The organism is Streptomyces sp. NPDC001020 (genome assembly GCF_053599115.1).
In genome coordinates this window covers 41,739-59,685 of sequence record NZ_JBSFLQ010000004.1, presented here as the reverse complement: position 1 = coordinate 59,685, position 17,947 = coordinate 41,739, and the positions used below count along the sequence as shown (strand labels likewise).

Below are 17,947 nucleotides of genomic sequence, written 5' to 3'. Positions count from 1 at the left end.
GCGGTTACTCTCGCAGATTCGAATTCCGAGAGCACTGCTCTCGCTCAAGAAGAAGTGTGCAGGGGTCGGTGATCCAAAGCAAGAGCACTGCTCTCTTTTTCTCCGGGCTCTTGAAGCAGTGCGCCGCTCTCAAGGGTGAGCGGCGCTCCGCAATGTGTGCACCGCTCCGAAAACCTGGCAAACTGCCCCGCATGAGCACCCCTCAAGGAGCCCGCGCCCGCGCCCGGATCGAAGTCACCGCCGCCATCAAGGCCGAGGCGCGCAGACAACTCGCGGCGGAAGGCGCCGCCAAACTCTCGCTGCGCGCCGTCGCCCGCGCGCTCGGCATGGTCTCCTCCGCGCTCTACCGCTACTTCCCGAGCCGTGATGACCTGCTCACGGCGCTCATCATCGACGCCTACGACTCCCTCGGGGAGGCGGCCGAGGCCGCGGACCCCCGCGCCGGTGACGTGGCCCCCGCACAGCGGTGGGTCGCGGTGTGCGAAGCCGTGCGCGGCTGGGCGCTCGCACATCCGCACGAGTACGCGCTGATCTACGGTTCGCCCGTGCCCGGCTACTCCGCGCCCGCGACGACCGTTCCGCCGGCCGCGCGCGTGGGGCTGCTGCTGATCGGCATCGTGCGCGACGCGTACCAGCAGCGCGGCGTGGCCCGTACCCCGCTGCCTGCGGAACTGGAGCCCGAGGCCCGGCGCATGGCCGCCGAACTGGCGCCCGACCTCCCGCCTGAGGTGATCGCGGCCATGGTCGCCGCCTGGGCGCAGCTGTACGGGCTGGTCGGCTTCGAGCTGTTCGGGCAGTTCAACAACGTCGTGGAGGACCGCGAGGCGTTCTTCCGGCACGCGGCCGCCCGACTCGCCCACGGGGTGGGTCTGGTGTTCCCGTAGCGCCCCGGAGGTGAGGCGCGGCGGTGCGACCGAGCAAGCACGCGGACGTACTCCACGGGGAGTACGAGTGATCACCTCGCTGGGCCGACGCTTTCCCGGCAGGGGCCGCCTAGCGTGAAGGCCATGCAGGAGCGACACGCGAACGGCCCGTGGCGGGGGCATGGTCCGCCGTGGTTGGACCGCTGGGACGACAAGCCCCGAGCTCGTCTGCCCTGGCGCTCCACCGTGCTGCTCTCCGCCCTCGTGCTCGTCGGTGAGCACTTCGCCGCCCATGTTCAGAGTGACCGCGCGCGCCTCGACTTCTTTGCCGACCTGCTGCTCCTCGCGGGCTCGGGAGCGCTGCTGTGGCGGCAGCGCCGACCCGTGCCCGTCGTGTTCGTCACGGCCACCACCGCCATGGTCTACCTGGGTGCCGGATACCCGTACGGCCCGGTCTTCTTCACCGTTGCCGTCGGCTGCTTCAGCGCCCTCGTCGCAGGACACCGCAGGGCCGCGTGGGCGGCCGTCGGGATGCTCTGGGCCGGGCACGCGCTGGTGTCGCACTGGCTGTACCGGTGGCTGCCGCCGCCCGGGGGCTCGGCCGCCCCCTGGGGGCAGGAGTTGGGTATAGCCGCCTGGGTGGCGGCGATCGTGGCGATGGCGGAACTGGTGCGTATCCGGCGCGAGCAGTGGGCGCGTGAGCGGGCCGAACAAGCGCGGGCCGTGCGGCGGCGTGCCGACGAGGAGCGGCTGCGGATCGCTCGCGAACTGCACGACGTCCTCGCCCACAGCATTTCCGTGATCAACGTCCAGGCGGGCGTCGGCCTTGCGCTCCTCGACTCCGACCCGGAGCAGGCGCGCAAGGCGCTCACCACCGTCAAAGCGGCCAGTAAGGAGGCGCTCGGGGAGGTACGCCAGGTGCTCGACATGCTGCGGACACCCGGTGACGCGCCGCGCACGCCGGCGCCCGGGCTCGACCGGCTGCCCGAACTCGTCGCACAGGCCGCGCGTGCCGGTCTGACGGTCACGGTCGACGGTACGGTGCCGAAGCTCGCGCCGGGCACCGACCTCGCTGCCTTCCGTATCGTCCAGGAGGCCCTCACCAATGTCGTACGGCACTCGGGGTCACGGCACGCGCGTGTGCGCGTGGACAGTGCGCGGGGCCTGTTGCACCTGCGTGTCGATGACGACGGTCCCGCGGCCGGTGCTGACGCGGGCGGAAGCGGCAACGGCCTGGCCGGGATGCGGGAGCGGGCCGCCGCCCTCGGTGGCACGATCGAGGCGGGCCCACGCGACGACGGAGGATTCCGGGTGCTTGGTCTCCTGCCGCTCGAAGCGTCGTCCGAGGAGCCCCTCACACACAAGGAGGACCAGTGATCCGCGTACTGCTCGCCGACGACCAGTCACTGGTCAGGGCAGGGTTCAAGGCGCTGCTCGACGCACAGCCGGACATCGAGGTGACGGGCGAAAGCGCCGACGGCGCGGAGGCGTTGCGCAAGGTACGTGAACTGAGCCCCGATGTCGTGCTGATGGACATCCGCATGCCCTTGGTCGACGGGCTCGTCGCGACCCGCCGCATCACCGAGGACCCGGGCCTGGAGCACGTGAAGGTGGTCATGCTGACCACCTTCGAACTCGACGAGTACGTCTTCGAGGCGATCCGCTCCGGAGCCTCGGGCTTCCTCGTCAAGGACACCGAGCCGGATGAACTCCTGCGCGCGGTACGGGCGGTTGTCGGGGGCGACGCCCTGCTCTCGCCGAGTGTGACCCGACGGTTGATCTCCGAGTTCGCGGCCCGCTCCAAGGAGCCCGCGGCCATCTCGCTCGCCGAACTCACCGAGCGGGAACGGGAGGTGATGGCTCTGGTCGGCATCGGCCTGTCCAACGACGAGATCGCCCGCCGCCTCGTCGTCAGCCCGCTCACGGCGAAGACTCATGTCAGCCGCACCATGGTCAAGCTGGGAGCCCGTGACCGGGCCCAACTCGTCGTACTGGCCTACGAGTCGGGGTTGGTGCGGCCGGGCTGGCTGGGCTGAGCCGCGGCGCTGCGTCGGAAGCGGACCAGGACGCTGACGACCCGTGCGACGAACAGCACGGCGGCCACCGTGGCGCCCGAGGCGACCAGCACGCGCCGCGCTGAGCCGGACAGATCGAAGGCGAAAGCCGGTCCCGCCACGGCCCCGAACACCAGCGCAGCCGCGAACACCGCGCTGCACAGCGCGTATCCGATCTCAACGGTGAGTGCGTCCCGCTCCGCCTGAGTACGACGCCTTCCACGCCCGGTTGAACGATTCCTGCTCTCCACGCGCCGAGTCAAACAGACGTGTGGCCGACGGGGCAACAGGCCCCGTCGGCCACACGCGTGGGCATGGCCCTAGTCGACGAGAGCCACGGACTTCGCGTCCGTCTCCTCCTGTCGGGAGCCGGTGACCACGAGGGAGCGTTGGGGTCGGCGCGTGCGCAGGCCCGTGAGCGTGATCAGCAGTCCCGCCAGGGCGACGCCCGTCACCACGATCAGGCCGGGCCGGTAGCTGTCGAGGACCGCCTGCGGCGAGGCGTGCGTGGGTGCGTGCGCGGTCACCACCGCCGTCACCACGGCCAGGAAGATCGCGCCGCCCACCTGGACCGAGGTGTTCAGCAGACCGGAGACCATGCCCTGCTCATGGTCCTCGACCCCGTTCGTGGCCTGGATGTTGAGGGACGGGAAGACCAGCGCGCAGGCCGCGCCGATCAGCAGCATGCTGGGAAGGATGACCGCCGCGTACACAGGGGCGAGGCTGACGCGCAGGAACAGTGCGTACCCCAGGACCATCAGCGCGAAGCCCGCCGCGATCAGCCGCGGAGTGCCGAAGCGGTCGACGATCGCACCCACCTTCGTGGAGGAGACCGCCACCAGCGCGCCCGCGGGCAGGAAGGCGAGTGCGGTGTGCAGTGCCGACCAGCCGAGCAGTGACTGCATGTACAGCGTGACCAGGAACTGGAAGCCGACATAGGACCCGAAGAAGGCCATGGCGCCGAGTTGGGCGCGCAGTTGGCTGCCCGAGCGCAGGACGCCGAGCCGGATCAGCGGGCCGGGCGAGCGCCGCTCGATGAGGACGAACGCGGTGAGGAGCACCGCGACGGCGAGGAAGGACAGCAGGGTGCGGGCGGAGGCCCAGCCGGCGTCCGGTGCCTGGACGACGGTGAAGACGAGCAGCAGCATGGACGCGGTGCCGGTGACGGCGCCGGGGATGTCGTAGCCGTTGTGGTCCTTCTCGCGTTCGCTGCGCGGCAACAGCTTCAGGCCCGCGAGCAGGGCGATCAGCGCGACGGGAGCGGGCAGCAGCATGGTGAGCCGCCAACTGGCCTCGGTCAGCAGACCGGACAGCACCAGGCCCATCGAGAAGCCGGTGGCCGCGCAGGTGGTGTAGATGGAGAGGGCGCGGTTGCGCAGCGGGCCCTCGGCGAAGGTCGTGGTGATGATGGACAGGCCGGCGGGTGCGGTGAACGCCGCGCTCAGGCCCTTGATGAAGCGGCTGGCGATCAGCAGCGGGCCCGAGTCGACGAGTCCGCCGAGCAGTGACGCCAGTGTGAAGACGCCCAGGGCCACCAGGAAGACCTGGCGCCGGCCGAGCAGGTCGGCGGTGCGTCCACCGAGGAGTAGCAGCCCGCCATATCCCAGGATGTAGCCGCTGACGATCCATTGCAGCGTCGACGTCGTCAGATGGAGGTCGGAACCGATGGAAGGCAGGGCGACGCCGACCATGGACACGTCCAGCGCGTCCAGGAACATCGCGGCGCAGAGCACCAGCAGGGTGCCCCACAGCCTGGGGGTCCAGCGTCCCTCGGACACGGGATTGGTGAGCGGAGAGGTCATGCGAGAGAGACTACATGCGTGCGCATGAAATGCATACGCATTTAATTCGAACGCATCTACGGAGGTTCTTTGCCAACGCGGTCCGTGGGTACGGGTGCGGACGGGGGGAGCGGTGAACGTCAGCCCAGGGCCCGGTCCAGGTTGAACGCCGCGCTGATCAAGGCGAGATGGGTGAACGCCTGCGGGAAGTTGCCCTGTTGCTCCCCGGTGTGACCGATCTCCTCGCCGTACAGGCCCAGATGGTTGGCGTACGTCAGCATCTTCTCGAAGGCCAGGCGTGCCTCGTCGACCCGGCCGGCCCGGGCCAGGGCCTCGACGTACCAGAACGAGCAGATCGAGAACGTCCCCTCGTCGCCCCGCAAGCCGTCCGGGCTCGCCTGCGCGTCGTAGCGGTAGACCAGAGAGTCGGACACCAGGTCCTGGGTGAGGGCGTCGAGTGTGGACAGCCACTTGGGGTCGGTGGGCGCGATGAACTTGGCCAGCGGCATCATGAGCACCGCCGCGTCGAGCACGTCGCCGTCCTCGTGCTGCATGAACGCCTCCCGCGTGTCGGACCAGCCCCGTCGCATGATCCGCCGGTAGATCGTGTCGCGGCACTGCTGCCAGCGGAGCAGGTCGGCGGGCAGTCCGCGGCGACGTGCCATCCGGATGCCCCGTTCGATCGCGACCCAGCACATCAACCGCGAGTACAGGAAGTTCTTGCGGCCGCCGCGGGTCTCCCAGACGCCTTCGTCGGGCTGGTTCCAGTGGTCGCAGACCCAGTCCACCAGGGCGCAGACATCGTCCCACTCGTCGCTGGAGATGGGCTGTGCCCACTTGTCGTAGAGGTAGATCGAGTCGATGAGGGCGCCGTAGATGTCGAGTTGGAGCTGGTCGACGGCCGCGTTGCCGATCCGGACCGGCGCGGACCCCTGGTGGCCCTCCAGATGGTCGAGTTGTCGCTCGGGCAGGTCGGTGCGGCCGTCGATTCCATACATGACGTGCAGCGGGCCGGAGGGTCCGTCGCCGCCCGGAGTGATGTGGCGGGTCACGAACTTCATGAACGCCTCGGCCTCACTGGTGAAGCCCAGCCGCAGCAAGGCGTAGACACAGAAGGCGGCGTCGCGCACCCAGACGTACCGGTAGTCCCAGTTGCGTTCGCCGCCGATCCGCTCGGGCAGGCTCGTGGTCGGCGCGGCGACGATCGCGCCCGTCGGGGCGTAGGTGAGCAGCTTCAGGGTCAGGGCGGAGCGGTGCACCATCTCTCGCCACCGGCCGCGATAGCGGGAGGCGGAGATCCAGCGCCGCCAGTACTCCACCGTGGTGTTGAACTGCTTCTCCGCCTCCGCGTGAGCGCACATGCGGGGTGCCAGCTCGTTGCTGACCTGGTCCAGCGAGAACACCGCCGCCTCGCCCTCGGCGAGTTTGAAGTCCGCCCACACGTCCTGGTCGTCGCTCTCGAGCGGCATGGTGGCGGTCAGGGCCAGCGACAGGTCGGCGGAGTCGAAGACCGCCATGTCGCCGAGCACACGCACCGTGTGGGGCTGCGAGCCGTAGTCGAACCGGGGAGCCACCCGCACCCGGAACGGGATGGAACCGCGCACGCACAGGACCCGCCGGATCAGCCGGTGGCGCTCGGTCTCGACCGACTGCACGCCGACGGGCATGAAGTCCTGCACCTCGCCGAGGCCCTCTTCGGTGAAGAACCTGGTGATCAGGACGTTGGTGTCGGGGAAGTAGAACTGCTTCGTCCGCGCCGGCACGGCCGCGGTGAGTTCGAAGAACCCACCCCGTTCCGCGTCCAGGATCGAGGCGAAGACACTAGGGGCGTCGAAGGCACCGGCGCAGTACCAGTCGATGGTGCCATTGGTCCCCACCAGGGCCACGCTCCGCAGGTCGCCGATCAGACCATGCTCGGCGATCGGCAGATACCGAGAGGCGTCGTCCGTGGACCAGTCCTTCGGCGACTCGGCCATCACAGCCTCCTTGACCAGGCGATACGCGCATCGCAGCTCCCAGCTTAGTGGTCGGCTCCAAAATTCCTTCGGGGTTGAGCACGCGGTGAGGCGGCCGGTGCGTGGCTTCGTCGGCCCGGGGCAGGACGGTGCCGTGCGTGATCCTCTTGGTGATGCGTTGGCGGTGGCCTTGCCTCACCATGCAGGGCTGGTGACGAAGTGGGTGTCGTAGCGGTGTTGCTCGGTGAGCAGGCTGTCGCGGCTGGCTTCACCCCGGCGGATCCTGGCGACCTGCCGAAGGTAGTCGAATCGTTCGATGCCAGGGGTGATCACGACCAGGGCATCGGCGGTGCTCTCCGGAGCGGCGCGGAAGGCGTGGTCACAGCGCGGCGGGATGACCAGGAAGTCACCGGAGCCGGCGGTGATGACCTTCGATCCCACAAGCACCTGAAGCGCTCCATCGACGACGAAGAACAGTTCGGACGAGTGGTCGTGCCGGTGCGGGACCGCGCCGTCGGCGCCGCGGGCGAGTTGGATGCGGTGGGCGCTGAGCGCACCGTTGCTGGCACTGGCGTCAGCCAGTAGGAAGTGGCCGATCTCGGGCAATTGCTCGGCGTCGCCTGCGCGGACGACAACCGGGTCGTGCGGATCGGCTGCAAAAGCAGACATGAGTGACCCCCTCGGGCTAGGATGCTAGCAATCTAGCGAGCTAGTATCGGCCCTATGGGTGATACGGAAGTCAAACAGTTCAACGTGTATCTGCCGCTGGGGCTGATCAGGCAGGTCAAGCATCACGCGATCGAGAAGGGCATGTCGTTGTCCGCGCTGGTCGCAGACGCCTTGCGCACCTACCTCGACGACGCCCATGGGCAGCGGCAGTCCTCTTCCGGAAAGGATTCATGACATGGCAACCGAAGGGTTCGAGGCGGTGTTCGTGGAGACCCACAACTGGGGGAAGAGCGCAAAGTTCTTCCAGGAACTGGGGTACGAGTTGGAGACCTCCACCACTGACGGCTCCGGCGTGTTCCGCAACGGCGAGGGGCCTTACCTCGTCGTTGTCGAGATCCCCGGGGACCGGGAGCCCGGCGTGCAGGTCGCGCTGAAGGTGCCCGATGCGGACCTGTTCCGTCCCGATCCGGCCGTGGAGGTGGTCACCCCGTTCCAGGACACGCACTACGGGACCCGGGAGATGACCGTCCGGGACCCCGACGGGCGGCTGTGGAGTCTGCAGGCCCCTGCCAAGAGCTGACATTTTCCCTCTCTTTCGGGGGTGCTGAATTACTGCGGCCGATGGTGCCTGCGGTCCGCCCGGCGAATCCTGCGGCAGTGACGGTTTTCGCCCTGCCTGGCAGTGGCCATTGCGCCCGGAGGAGGTTCAGCAGCGTGCTGCTGAACCTCCTGTTCGTGAGCACGGCCTGATCGAACCGCCGAGGCGAACTCCGAGGAAGGCGGGGACATCTGGAGCAACAGGACGTGTTGGGCCCACCCGGTGGCGGCGCTTCCGCCACTGACCGTGGGGATGCGAGGAGCGAAGGATGGGATACGAGTGAGCAGATGGCGTGGCAATCCCTGGGCGGTGCTGCTGACGCTCAGCCTGGGATTCTTCATGACGCTGCTGGACCTGACGGCCGTCAACGTCGCCCTCCCCAGCGTGATCGGCGACCTGCACGCGTCGCTGGACGAGGTGTTGTGGGTGATCAATGTCTACATCCTCGTCCTCGCCGCACTGCTGATCACTTTCGGCCGACTGGGCGACATGCGCGGGCCGCGCACCATGTTCATCGGAGGTGTCGCCCTGTTCACCGTCGCATCGGTGCTGTGCGCCCTAGCCCAGGATCCGGCCCAGCTCATCGCCACCCGGGCGGTGCAGGGCCTGGGTGCGGCGATGCTGATGCCGCAGACGATGACGATCATCATTGGCACGTTCCCGCCCGAGCGCCGGGGCGCCGCACTCGGCGTCTGGGGCGGAGTCGCGGGTGTGGCCACGATCGCCGGGCCCACCCTCGGCGGGTTCCTGGTCAGCACGGCCGGCTGGCGGTGGATCTTCTTCGTCAACGTCCCGATCGGGGCGATCGTCCTGGCGATGGCCGTCATGCTCGTGCCCGACATCCGGCACGGCAACCACCGAAAGCTGGACATTGCGGGTGTTGTACTCGCCGCGGCAACGCTGGTATGCCTGACCTTCGCGCTCACCGAGGGCCAGCGGTATGACTGGAACGCCGGGATCTGGGCGCTACTGGGCACGGCTGCCCTGCTGCTGGTGCTGTTCCTGATCCATCAGGGCACCCGGCAGTACGACGACCCGCTGCTGCCCTTCGTACTCTTCCGCGACCGCAACTACGCGGTCATGAGCTTCGTGTCCGCGACCGTCCAGGTCGGGATGCTCGGCCTGTTCCTGCCGGTGATGATCTATCTGCAGGCGGTGCTGAACTTCAGCGCCCTCACAGCCGGACTCGTGATGGCGCCGGCGATGGTGGTGTCAGCGGTGCTGTCGCCGGTCGCGGGCCGGATGGCGGACAGGATCGGCGGTAAGTACGTCCTGATGACCGGTCTGACCCTGTTCGCGGCCGGCATGGCATGGCTCACCTGGGTCACCGATGTCGGCCGCGCATGGTGGGAGTTCCAGCCCGCCCTGATCACGGCCGGGGTGGGCATCGGCTGTGTGTTCGGCCCGATGGTCACGGTCGCCATGTACAACGTGGAGCCCACGATGGCCGGGGCGGCCTCTGGCGTGATGAACACGATCCGCCAGATCGGCACCGTGATCGGCAGTGCCGCAGTCGGCGCAGTACTGCAGAACCGCCTGGCCGCCTCGCTGCAAGACGAAGCAGCAAAGCGGGCCGTCGGCCTCCCGGTCGACGTCCGCGGCCAATTCCTGGCCGGCTTCCGCAACGCCGCCGAGAGCGGTCAGGAGGTCGGCGTCGGGCGGAACGGCGTGGTGGTCCACCCGCCGCAGGGGACGCCGACGAGCCTGGCCCGTCACATCGATCAGGTGGCGGCGTCCACGTTCGAACACGGGGTCGTCCACGCGATGCGACCGACCTTGGCGCTGCCCATCGTCGTGATCGCGGTCGGCGCCGTCTCGTGCTTCTTGGTACGACGCCGACAGGTGGGCAGCCCGCCCACCGCTCCGGAACCAGTCGACCTCAGCACCTCGGCCTCAACTCGCCGATAATTTCCACGCCGAGGCCGTCGCCGGCCGCGGCTGTGCCTCAGACCGTGAGCACCCGCACGCCGGCCTCCTCGAACCGCCGTACCGCCTCGGCCTCCGCCCCCGTGTCCGTGACCAGCGTGTTCACGGACTCCACCGCGCAGATCCGCGCGAACGCGCGCTGCCCGAGCTTGCTGGAGTCCGCAGCCACGATCACCCGGGCGGCGCGCTCGCACAGCAGGCGGTTGATCGCCGCCTCCGCCTCGTCGTGTGCCGCCGCGCCGTGCGCGACGTCGATGGCGACCACACCGAGCACGGCCACGTCCATGGTGATCTGCCCGAGCACGCCGTCTGCGAGCGGCCCGACGAGTTCGTAGGACTGTGCGCGTGCCACCCCGCCCGTCAGCACGATCTTGAACTGGGGGCGTACCGCCAGTTCGTTCGCGATGTTCAGCGCGTTGGTGACGACGGTCAGCGCGGGGGATCCCGAGGCCAGGTCGCTGCGCACCGCCAGGGCCCGCGCCACTTCGGTCGTGGTGGTGCCGCCGGTGAGGCCCACCGACTCGCCGGGCGCCACGAGATCGGCCACCGCCTTCGCGATGCGCTGCTTCTCGGAGGCGTGGCGGGCCATCTTGTAGCGCAGCGGAAGTTCGTACGAGACACCGTGCGCCACCGCGCCGCCCCGGGTACGCACCAGCATCTGCTGCTCGGCGAGTTGGTCGAAGTCGCGGCGGATCGTCGCGGCCGACACCGTCAGCTCGGCCGCCGCCTCCTCGACGTCCAACCTGCCCCGCTCGACGAGCAGTTCCAGCAGCGTCTGCCAGCGGGCGTCGCGTGACATCCGCACTCTCCGTTCCTCGGTCCCTCGGCGACCTTAACGCACCTCACTCCCGTCGAATGCTTGATTGTGATTGAAACTCGGCTATATCTTGCAGAAACAAGCATCATGGGGAGGTCGTGGCATGACACATGTCGAAGACGAGCTGAACAGTCAGCCCGAGTGCTGGATCCGTGCCGCGAAGGACGCGGACGCGTACGGGAGCGCGCTGCCGGCGGCGGGCGAGCGGGTCGCGATCGTGGGGTGCGGGACCTCGTTCTTCATGGCACAGTCCGCCGCCGTGCTGCGCGAGCGGTCCGGGCAGGGCGAGACGGACGCCTTCGCCGCGTCCGAGTTCCCCTACGGGCGCCCCTACGACCGGGTCGTCGCGCTCACCCGGTCCGGCACCACCACCGAGGTCCTGGAACTCCTCGGCCGGCTGCGCGGGCGGACCCGGACGACGGCGATCACTGCCGACCCGCGCACGCCTGTGATGGAGTCCGCCGACGACGCGGTCGTCCTCGACTTCGCCGACGAACGGTCCGTCGTGCAGACCCGGTTCGCCACCACCGCGCTCACCCTTCTCCGTGCCCACTTCGGCCTGCACACGGACAGCGTGGTCGCCGACGCCCGTACCGCGCTGGGGACCCCGCTGCCCGAAGGGCTCGTCGACTGTACGCAGTTCACCTTCCTGGGCCGCGGCTGGACCGTCGGGCTAGCGCAGGAGGCCGGGCTGAAGATGCGCGAGGCCTCGCTGGCGTGGACGGAGGCCTATCCGGCGATGGAGTACCGGCACGGCCCCATCAGCATCACCACCCGCGGACGCGCCACCTGGATGCTCGGTGAGGCACCCGAGGGCCTCGCCCGGCAGGTGCGGGACACCGGTGGTATGTGGGTGGCCGGCAGCCTCGATCCGCTCGCCGAACTCGTCCGCGTGCAGCGGCTCGCCGTCGCGGTGGCCGCCGCCCGGGGACTCGACCCCGACCGACCGCGCCATCTGACCCGTTCGGTGATCCTCGCCCCCGCGACCGACCCGAACGCTCGGTGAGGAGCAGCCGTGCCCCTCGCAGCCACCGGTGAGCTGATCGCCGCTGCCGCCGCCGCGCGCGGTGCCGTCGCCGCGTTCAACGTCATCACCCTCGAACACGTCGAAGCGGTCATCGCGGGCGCGGAGAGCGTGGACGCGCCGGTTGTCCTCCAAGTCAGCGAGAACGCCGTCAAGTTCCGCAACGGCCGCCTGCTTCCGCTCGCCCGTGCCGCCGCCGAGGCCGCCAAAGGCGCTGCGGTACCCGTCGCCCTCCACCTCGACCACGTCCGAAGTGACGAGCTGCTCCGGCACGCAGCGCTCGCCGGGTTCAGCTCGGTGATGTACGACGCGGCCCGGCTGCCCTACCAGGAGAACCTCGCCGCCACCCGTGCCGCCGCCGACTGGGCGCACGCCCACGGACTCTGGGTCGAGGCCGAGCTGGGGCAGATCGGCGGCAAGCACGGCGACCCGCCGCCCGACCCGCACGCACCCGGCACCCGGACCGACCCGGGGGAGGCCGCCGCCTTCGTCACCGACTCCGGCGTCGACGCCCTCGCCGTCGCCATCGGCAGCACACATGCGATGACCACGCGCACCGCCGCGCTCGACCACGGGCTGCTCAAGCGGCTGAGCGCCACGCTCGACGTACCGCTCGTGCTGCACGGCTCCTCCGGGCTGCCTGACGACGAGCTGAGGGCAGCAGTCGCGGGCGGCATCGCCAAGATCAACATCGGGACAGCCCTGAACATCGCCATGACCGGCGCGATCCGGGAGTTCCTCGCCGCGCATCCCGCCGCGGTCGACTCACGCACCTACCTCGGCGTGGGGCGGGAGGCGATGGCCAGGGCCGTGGCCCACCTCATCACGGTGCTCGGCCGCGGAGGCGCGTCGGCACCGGACCAGGCGACCCCGTAGACCGTCACCACCGCCCGCGGCACCCGACCGCGCCAGGGGCGCGCCCTACTTCTTGACGGCCTTCAGGATCACGAACTTCGCGTCGCTCGCGACCAGTTCACTGTTGCCGAAGAGACGGCGCAGCTTGAGGTGGTAGCCAAGGTGACGATTGCCGATCACCCACAGCTCACCACCCGGCCGCAGGGCGCGCCGCGCCCCGGTGAACATGCGCCAGGCCGTGGCGTCCGTGGTCGCCTGGTGGGAGTGGAACGGCGGGTTGTTCAGGACGAGATCGACGCTTCCGGCCGGTACCCCCGACAGTCCGTCGCCCACCCGGAACTCCGCCGCTCCGTCCGCGTTCTCCCGGTACGTGGCCTCGGCCGAGGCCACCGCCTGGTACGACTCGTCGACGAACAACACCTCTGCCCGGGGACTGGCCAGCGCGGCGGACACACCGACGATCCCGTTGCCGCAGCCCAGGTCCACGATCCGCTCGGCGCCCCGGTCGCGCGGCAGGTGCCGCAGGAAGAACCGGGTCCCGATGTCGAGGCGGTCGGCGCAGAAGACGCCCGCGTGGTTGGTGACGGTCCGGCCGGACAACGGGCCGATGCCGTCGGGGAGTCGATAGCGGTACGGCCACGGGTTGGCGCCGCGTTCCCGCCCCGGATCGGGGGAGCAGAAGATCAGCCGGGCCTTCTGCTCGGCCAGCGAGGTGCGGGTCGGGCCGAGGATCCGCTCGAACAGCTTCAGGGTCGAGGTGTGGATCTCCTTGACCATCCCGGTGCCGACGATCACCGTTCCCTCGTGCACGCAGGGCGCCAGCCGATGCAACTGGTCCTCCAGCAACGCGAGGCTCTTCGGCACCCGGACGAGGAGGACGTCGATACGGTCGGGCGGCGCGTCCTGGGTGGTGAGGAGGCGCACCGCGTCGACGGCCACGCCGTTGCGCTCGAGATTGGCGCGGGTTGCCTCGCGGGCCAGGAACGAGTCGGTGATCTGTGTCGGCCGGTGCGACGCGAGCGCCGTGGTGAGCGCGCCCCACCGGTCGCCGACGACCACGACCGTGCCGTCCAACGGGGCGTCGCTCGCCGCGAGGTGCCGCAGCAGGTACGCGTCGGAGGCGTCCCAGGCGCGCAACCGGTCACGGGGATCCTCAGGGAAACGGGTCAGCGTGTACGCGCCCCAGGGCGTGGTCATACGGTCGTTCATCGTGCGTCCAGGCTAAGCGACCCGGGGGAGGTCCGGGCACGTCCCCGGGTCGTAGCGCACGGACCCGAAGGCCGGTCGAATCCGGGATCGGGATACGTGATGATGGTGCCGTGACTCCGCTCCCTCTCCTGGAGAGAGGGGCTTCCAACCCAAGGGCTGCGGTCCAGCCCGAATCGATCCCTTGCGGGACGGACGAAAAGTACCAGGGGTCAAGGAAGCGATTCCTCCACCGGCTGAAGCCGGTGGTCCCCTTGTGAGGACACTGATGGACGCCGAGCTGTTCCCGCGAAGCCCCAGGCAGATCGCTCCCGGCGCGGTCCATGTGCCGGACTGGCTGGACGCGGACCGTCAGAGCCGGCTCCTCGATGCCTGCCGGGAATGGGCCCGGCCGCCCGCGGGCCTGCGCACCGTGCGTACTCCCCAAGGCGGCACGATGACGGCCCGGCAGGTCTGCCTCGGCTGGCACTGGTACCCGTACGGATACGCCCGCACGGTCGTCGACGGCGACGGCACCCCCGTCAAGCCGATGCCCAGATGGCTGGCCGAGCTCGGCCACGAGGCGGTCCTGGCCGCTCTCGGCCCGCGGGCGGTGGCGTCCGAGCCGTACGACATCGCCCTGATCAACTTCTATGACGCGGATGCCCGCATGGGCATGCATCGCGACAGCGACGAGAAGTCGGACGCACCCGTCGTGTCCCTGAGTCTCGGCGACTCCTGTGTCTTCCGCTTCGGCAACGACGAGACCCGGACGCGTCCGTACACGGACGTGGAACTGCGCAGCGGGGACCTGTTCGTCTTCGGCGGCCCGGCACGGTTCGCCCACCACGGTGTGCCGCGGGTGCATCCGGGAACGGCGCCGCCCGAACTGGGGCTGTCGGGCCGCCTGAACATCACACTGAGGGTCAGCGGTCTGGGGCAGGACCCGAAGCGGATCATGGGAGACTCACCCTCATGAACGGAAAGGCGGGCCCCCGGACGGCGAACTCACGGACGCGGCTGGACCGGGGGCGCGGCGCGCTCGGACCCGCGCTGGAGCTGGTGCACACCGGACGTGCGCCGACGCGTGCCGTGCTCACCGCCGAGCTGGGCGTCACCCGGGCCACCGCGGGAGCGGTGGCCGCCGAGCTGGAGGCGCTGGGACTGATCCGAGTCGACGCGCACCCGAGCGCCGCCGGTACTCAGGGCCGGCCCTCGCACCGGCTGGAGGTCGCCGAGGACGGGCCCGTCACCCTCGCCGCCCAAGTGCACGCCGACGGCTTCCGGGCCGCGCTCGTCGGGCTCGGCGGCCGGATCGTGGCGACCGCACCCCGCTGCGAGACCGTCGACGCCGATCCGGCGAAGGTGCTCGGCGCGGTGGTCGAGGCGGGCGCCGAACTGCTGCGCGAGACCGGGCGGCGTTGCGTGGGCGCCGGGCTCGCCGTGCCGTCCGCGGTCACCGAACCCGAGGGCCTCGCGCTCAACCCCCTGCACCTCGACTGGCCGGCGGGCGCGCAGGTGCGGGAGATCTTCACCGAGCGCGTGCGCGCTGTGGGCATCACCGGGCCCGCCTTCGCCGCCAACGACATCAACCTGGCCGCTCTCGCCGAGCATCGGCACGGCGCGGGCCGCGGCTCCCGCGATCTGCTGTGCGTGGCCACCGGGCATCGGGGCGTCGGCGGTGCGCTGGTGCTCGACGGGCGTCTGCACACCGGCAGTTCGGGGCTGGCGCTGGAGGTGGGGCACCTCACCGTCCATCCCGAGGGTCGCCCCTGCCACTGTGGCAGCCATGGCTGCCTCGACGTGGAGACGGACCCGCCTGCGTTCCTCGCGGCGGCCGGCCGCGACGCCGGCCCCGAGGTCTCGCAACTCCAGCAGGCAGGCGACCTGATCCGCACGCGGTACCCGGCAGACCCGGCCGTGCGCACCGCCGTGGACGCGCTGATCGACCGGCTGGGCCTCGGCCTCGCCGGACTGGTCAACATCCTCAACCCCGACCGCATCATCCTGGGCGGGCTGCACCGCACCCTGCTCGAGGCCGCCCCCGAGCGGCTGCGCGCCGTCGTCGCCGACCGCAGCCTGTGGGGCCGCAGCGGCGGGCTCCCCATCCTGGCCTGCACGCTGGACCACAGCAGTCTGGTGGGCGCGGCCGAGGTGGCGTGGCAGCCCGTGCTGGACGACCCGCTGGCCGCACTCGCCTGAGCATTGAGGATTTGGGCAGGCGGCCCGGCGCTCGAGGACGGGGCGTCAGACCACCGGTCAGCGGGAGCCGTTCATTCCCGTCACGTGTGTTCAGAGGTAGCACAGTGCGGACTGGTTGACCGGCGAGCCATGCGCGCCCACGGAGCCGTGCGCCGGATTCATGGAACAGCCATCGCCTTCTCAACGTAAGGCAACAGCTTCGCAATGCAGCGGTTTCGACAGTCACGGCGTGGTCAACTTTCTTCCGCCCATCGGGCACATGTTCACCACCGCCCCCTGATTCGCCCCGCCGCTCACGGGCAGAGAATGATCGGCGGCCCCTGGACCTGATGGGCCGTCACTTCGAAGAAGCTTCTCTCGCTCAAGAAGAAGGCATTCATGGCCGAGTTGACACGCCGCAGACTCCTGGGTTCGGCCGCGGGCGCGCTGGGCGGCGCCGCGGCCCTCTCCCTCCTCCCGCCGAGCGTCCAGAAGGCCGTCGCCGCCGGGCCCCCTAGGCGCGGCTCGCTGCGCGACATCGAACACGTCGTCATGCTGATGCAGGAGAACAGGTCGTTCGACCACTATTTCGGCACCCTGTCGGGTGTCCGGGGCTTCGACGACCCGCACGCCCTCAGGCTCGACAACGGGCGCTCCGTCTTCCATCAGCCCGACGCGGAGAACCCGAAGGGCTATCTGCTCCCCTTCCACCTCGACACCCACAAGTCGAGTGCACAGGCCATCCCGTCCACCAGCCACGCCTGGTCTGTGCAGCACCGGGCCTGGAACGGCGGCAAGATGGACCAGTGGCTGCCGGCCCACCGCAAGGCCGACGGCGTCAACGGCCCGTACGTGATGGGCTATTACACACGTGATGACATCCCGTTCCAGTTCGCGCTCGCCGAGACCTTCACCATCTGCGACAACTACTTCTGCTCGGTGCTCGGCCCCACCTGGCCCAACCGCCTGATGTGGATGACCGGTTCTATCGATCCGGACGGCACCCGGGGCGGTCCGGTCATCAGCAACGCCGCGCCGACGCCGTACCGCTGGACGACGTACGCCGAACGACTTCAGTCGGCCGGCATCAGTTGGAAGGTGTATCAGCAGGAAGACGACTACGGTTGCAACCTGCTCAAGCGGTTCGCCGCATTCAAGAACGCGCGGCCAGGCTCCGACCTGTACGAGCGAGGCGTACGCCCGCAGCCTGAGGGCACCTTCGAGGACGACGCGCGGGGCGACCGTCTCCCGACGGTGAGCTGGATCATCCCGACGAGCGACCAGTCGGAGCATCCCCACTATCTCCCCGCGGCCGGCGCCGACTTCGTGGCCTCGAAGATCGAGGCGATCGCGTCGAACCCGAAGGTGTGGCGCAAGACCGCCTTCATCCTCAGCTATGACGAGAACGATGGCCTGTTCGACCACGTGGCTCCGCCGACCGCACCGCCGGGGACGCAGGACGAGTACATCAAGGGTCTGCCGATCGGCGGCGGTTTCCGTGTCCCGGCCATCATCATCTCGCCTTGGACCACGGGCGGTTGGGTCGCCTCGGAAGCCTTCGACCACACCTCCGCCCTGAGGTTCCTGGAGCGGTTCACCGGGGTGCGGGAGCCGAACATCAGCGACTGGCGGCGTGCCACCTTCGGCGACTTCACCACCGCGTTCCGTTTCCGCAACGCCCGCTCTCGCCCGCCCCGGCTTCCCGATGACACGGCGGACCGGCTGGAGAAGGTGAGGGAGGGGGTGGCGACACTGCCGAAGCCGGCGCTCCCGGGAGCGGACCAGAGAATCCCGCACCAGGAGAGGGGCCGTCGTCCGCACGTGTGACACCTGAGAGGGCTCGCGCCATTGGCGTCGGGCTCTCTCAGCGGGCGGGTGGGAACGCTCGCGGTCGTTGTCGGCACGCCGCCGCTGAGCGGGCGCACGACTTCGAGGCCGTCGGCAGGAAGCGGTCGCCGCACGCGTACTCCTGCGGAGGTAGACACACTGTCGCCGGCCGTACGACGACGGGAACCCCCGCTCGGCGCGAGTCTCGAGTC

Annotated in this window: 17 protein-coding genes; 11 read left to right on the top strand and 6 right to left on the bottom strand. The window is 69.7% G+C overall.

Annotated elements, in window-relative coordinates:
• Positions 1 to 191 precede the first annotated feature (191 nt).
• The 3 genes from ACWDEX_RS04570 to ACWDEX_RS04560 all read left to right on the top strand — a co-directional run bounded on the left by ACWDEX_RS04570 (position 192) and on the right by ACWDEX_RS04560 (position 2,899).
• Positions 192 to 884 (top strand): TetR/AcrR family transcriptional regulator, encoded by a 693-nt coding sequence (locus tag ACWDEX_RS04570; RefSeq protein WP_450461709.1) that lies wholly within the window; start codon positions 192 to 194, stop codon positions 882 to 884.
• A gap of 123 nt (positions 885 to 1,007) precedes the next feature.
• Positions 1,008 to 2,240, top strand: a complete 1,233-nt coding sequence (locus ACWDEX_RS04565; RefSeq protein WP_450461708.1) for a sensor histidine kinase — start codon at positions 1,008 to 1,010, stop codon at positions 2,238 to 2,240.
• Positions 2,237 to 2,899, top strand: coding sequence for a response regulator (locus ACWDEX_RS04560; protein WP_450461707.1), 663 nt, complete (start codon positions 2,237 to 2,239; stop codon positions 2,897 to 2,899). The genes ACWDEX_RS04565 and ACWDEX_RS04560 overlap by 4 nt, the downstream gene beginning before the upstream one ends.
• Here the strand turns inward: ACWDEX_RS04560 and ACWDEX_RS04555 are convergent.
• The 4 genes from ACWDEX_RS04555 to ACWDEX_RS04540 form a co-directional block, all read right to left on the bottom strand.
• Positions 2,860 to 3,168 carry a DUF6332 family protein gene (locus tag ACWDEX_RS04555; protein ID WP_450461706.1) on the bottom strand — a complete coding sequence of 103 codons (309 nt, stop codon included), beginning with the start codon at positions 3,166 to 3,168 and terminating at the stop codon, positions 2,860 to 2,862. The genes ACWDEX_RS04560 and ACWDEX_RS04555 overlap by 40 nt on opposite strands.
• 69 nt (positions 3,169 to 3,237) lie before the next feature.
• Entirely contained in the window at positions 3,238 to 4,719 is a 1,482-nt protein-coding gene (locus ACWDEX_RS04550; protein ID WP_450461705.1) for an MFS transporter, read from the bottom strand.
• Between the two features lie 119 nt (positions 4,720 to 4,838).
• A complete protein-coding gene (locus ACWDEX_RS04545; protein WP_450461704.1) occupies positions 4,839 to 6,674 on the bottom strand; it encodes a glycoside hydrolase family 15 protein in 1,836 nt (611 codons plus the stop codon).
• 174 nt (positions 6,675 to 6,848) lie between these two features.
• Positions 6,849 to 7,322, bottom strand: coding sequence for a cupin domain-containing protein (locus ACWDEX_RS04540; RefSeq protein WP_450461703.1), 474 nt, complete (start codon positions 7,320 to 7,322; stop codon positions 6,849 to 6,851).
• 54 nt (positions 7,323 to 7,376) lie between these two features.
• Between ACWDEX_RS04540 and ACWDEX_RS04535 the strand changes: the two genes are divergently transcribed.
• From ACWDEX_RS04535 to ACWDEX_RS04525, 3 genes are all read left to right on the top strand, one after another.
• Positions 7,377 to 7,556: a ribbon-helix-helix domain-containing protein gene (locus tag ACWDEX_RS04535; RefSeq protein ID WP_450461702.1), complete on the top strand. Its 180-nt coding sequence runs from the start codon at positions 7,377 to 7,379 to the stop codon at positions 7,554 to 7,556.
• 1 nt (position 7,557) lies between these two features.
• The gene (locus tag ACWDEX_RS04530) at positions 7,558 to 7,902 is read left to right on the top strand and encodes a VOC family protein (RefSeq protein ID WP_450461701.1); all 345 of its coding nucleotides are present in this window, start codon (positions 7,558 to 7,560) and stop codon (positions 7,900 to 7,902) included.
• 297 nt (positions 7,903 to 8,199) lie between these two features.
• The gene (locus ACWDEX_RS04525; RefSeq protein ID WP_450461700.1) at positions 8,200 to 9,828 is read left to right on the top strand and encodes an MFS transporter; all 1,629 of its coding nucleotides are present in this window, start codon (positions 8,200 to 8,202) and stop codon (positions 9,826 to 9,828) included.
• Positions 9,829 to 9,865: 37 nt separating this feature from the next.
• Here ACWDEX_RS04525 and ACWDEX_RS04520 read toward each other — a convergent pair whose 3' ends face one another.
• Positions 9,866 to 10,645: a DeoR/GlpR family DNA-binding transcription regulator gene (locus tag ACWDEX_RS04520; RefSeq protein WP_450461699.1), complete on the bottom strand. Its 780-nt coding sequence runs from the start codon at positions 10,643 to 10,645 to the stop codon at positions 9,866 to 9,868.
• 121 nt (positions 10,646 to 10,766) lie between these two features.
• On the opposite strand from ACWDEX_RS04520, the gene ACWDEX_RS04515 reads away from it, so the two are divergent.
• Both ACWDEX_RS04515 and ACWDEX_RS04510 read left to right on the top strand, forming a co-directional pair.
• The gene (locus tag ACWDEX_RS04515) at positions 10,767 to 11,669 is read left to right on the top strand and encodes an SIS domain-containing protein (RefSeq protein ID WP_450461698.1); all 903 of its coding nucleotides are present in this window, start codon (positions 10,767 to 10,769) and stop codon (positions 11,667 to 11,669) included.
• Between the two features lie 9 nt (positions 11,670 to 11,678).
• On the top strand, positions 11,679 to 12,563 hold the full coding sequence (locus tag ACWDEX_RS04510) for a class II fructose-bisphosphate aldolase (RefSeq protein ID WP_450461697.1): 885 nt from the start codon (positions 11,679 to 11,681) through the stop codon (positions 12,561 to 12,563).
• A 45-nt stretch (positions 12,564 to 12,608) separates the two neighbouring features.
• Here ACWDEX_RS04510 and ACWDEX_RS04505 read toward each other — a convergent pair whose 3' ends face one another.
• A complete protein-coding gene (locus tag ACWDEX_RS04505; protein WP_450461696.1) occupies positions 12,609 to 13,751 on the bottom strand; it encodes a methyltransferase in 1,143 nt (380 codons plus the stop codon).
• 265 nt (positions 13,752 to 14,016) lie between these two features.
• On the opposite strand from ACWDEX_RS04505, the gene ACWDEX_RS04500 reads away from it, so the two are divergent.
• From ACWDEX_RS04500 to ACWDEX_RS04490, 3 genes are all read left to right on the top strand, one after another.
• The gene (locus ACWDEX_RS04500) at positions 14,017 to 14,706 is read left to right on the top strand and encodes an alpha-ketoglutarate-dependent dioxygenase AlkB family protein (protein ID WP_450461695.1); all 690 of its coding nucleotides are present in this window, start codon (positions 14,017 to 14,019) and stop codon (positions 14,704 to 14,706) included.
• Complete coding sequence (locus tag ACWDEX_RS04495; protein ID WP_450461694.1) at positions 14,703 to 15,929, top strand: ROK family protein; 1,227 nt, start codon at positions 14,703 to 14,705, stop codon at positions 15,927 to 15,929. The genes ACWDEX_RS04500 and ACWDEX_RS04495 overlap by 4 nt, the downstream gene beginning before the upstream one ends.
• A 378-nt stretch (positions 15,930 to 16,307) precedes the next feature.
• A complete protein-coding gene (locus ACWDEX_RS04490; RefSeq protein ID WP_450461693.1) occupies positions 16,308 to 17,735 on the top strand; it encodes an alkaline phosphatase family protein in 1,428 nt (475 codons plus the stop codon).
• The last annotated feature ends 212 nt before the right edge of the window (positions 17,736 to 17,947 follow it).

Bases quoted from the DNA above. Each gene is read 5' to 3' on its own strand.
- ACWDEX_RS04570 (WP_450461709.1), top strand. From the start codon at position 192: ATGAGCACCCCTCAAGGAGCCCGCGCCCGCGCCCGGATCGAAGTCACC.
- ACWDEX_RS04565 (WP_450461708.1), top strand. From the start codon at position 1,008: ATGCAGGAGCGACACGCGAACGGCCCGTGGCGGGGGCATGGTCCGCCG.
- ACWDEX_RS04550 (WP_450461705.1), bottom strand. From the start codon at position 4,719: ATGACCTCTCCGCTCACCAATCCCGTGTCCGAGGGACGCTGGACCCCC.
- ACWDEX_RS04545 (WP_450461704.1), bottom strand. From the start codon at position 6,674: ATGGCCGAGTCGCCGAAGGACTGGTCCACGGACGACGCCTCTCGGTAT.
- ACWDEX_RS04540 (WP_450461703.1), bottom strand. From the start codon at position 7,322: ATGTCTGCTTTTGCAGCCGATCCGCACGACCCGGTTGTCGTCCGCGCA.
- ACWDEX_RS04535 (WP_450461702.1), top strand. From the start codon at position 7,377: ATGGGTGATACGGAAGTCAAACAGTTCAACGTGTATCTGCCGCTGGGG.
- ACWDEX_RS04530 (WP_450461701.1), top strand. From the start codon at position 7,558: ATGGCAACCGAAGGGTTCGAGGCGGTGTTCGTGGAGACCCACAACTGG.
- ACWDEX_RS04520 (WP_450461699.1), bottom strand. From the start codon at position 10,645: ATGTCACGCGACGCCCGCTGGCAGACGCTGCTGGAACTGCTCGTCGAG.
- ACWDEX_RS04515 (WP_450461698.1), top strand. From the start codon at position 10,767: ATGACACATGTCGAAGACGAGCTGAACAGTCAGCCCGAGTGCTGGATC.
- ACWDEX_RS04505 (WP_450461696.1), bottom strand. From the start codon at position 13,751: ATGAACGACCGTATGACCACGCCCTGGGGCGCGTACACGCTGACCCGT.
- ACWDEX_RS04500 (WP_450461695.1), top strand. From the start codon at position 14,017: ATGGACGCCGAGCTGTTCCCGCGAAGCCCCAGGCAGATCGCTCCCGGC.
- ACWDEX_RS04495 (WP_450461694.1), top strand. From the start codon at position 14,703: ATGAACGGAAAGGCGGGCCCCCGGACGGCGAACTCACGGACGCGGCTG.
- ACWDEX_RS04490 (WP_450461693.1), top strand. From the start codon at position 16,308: ATGGCCGAGTTGACACGCCGCAGACTCCTGGGTTCGGCCGCGGGCGCG.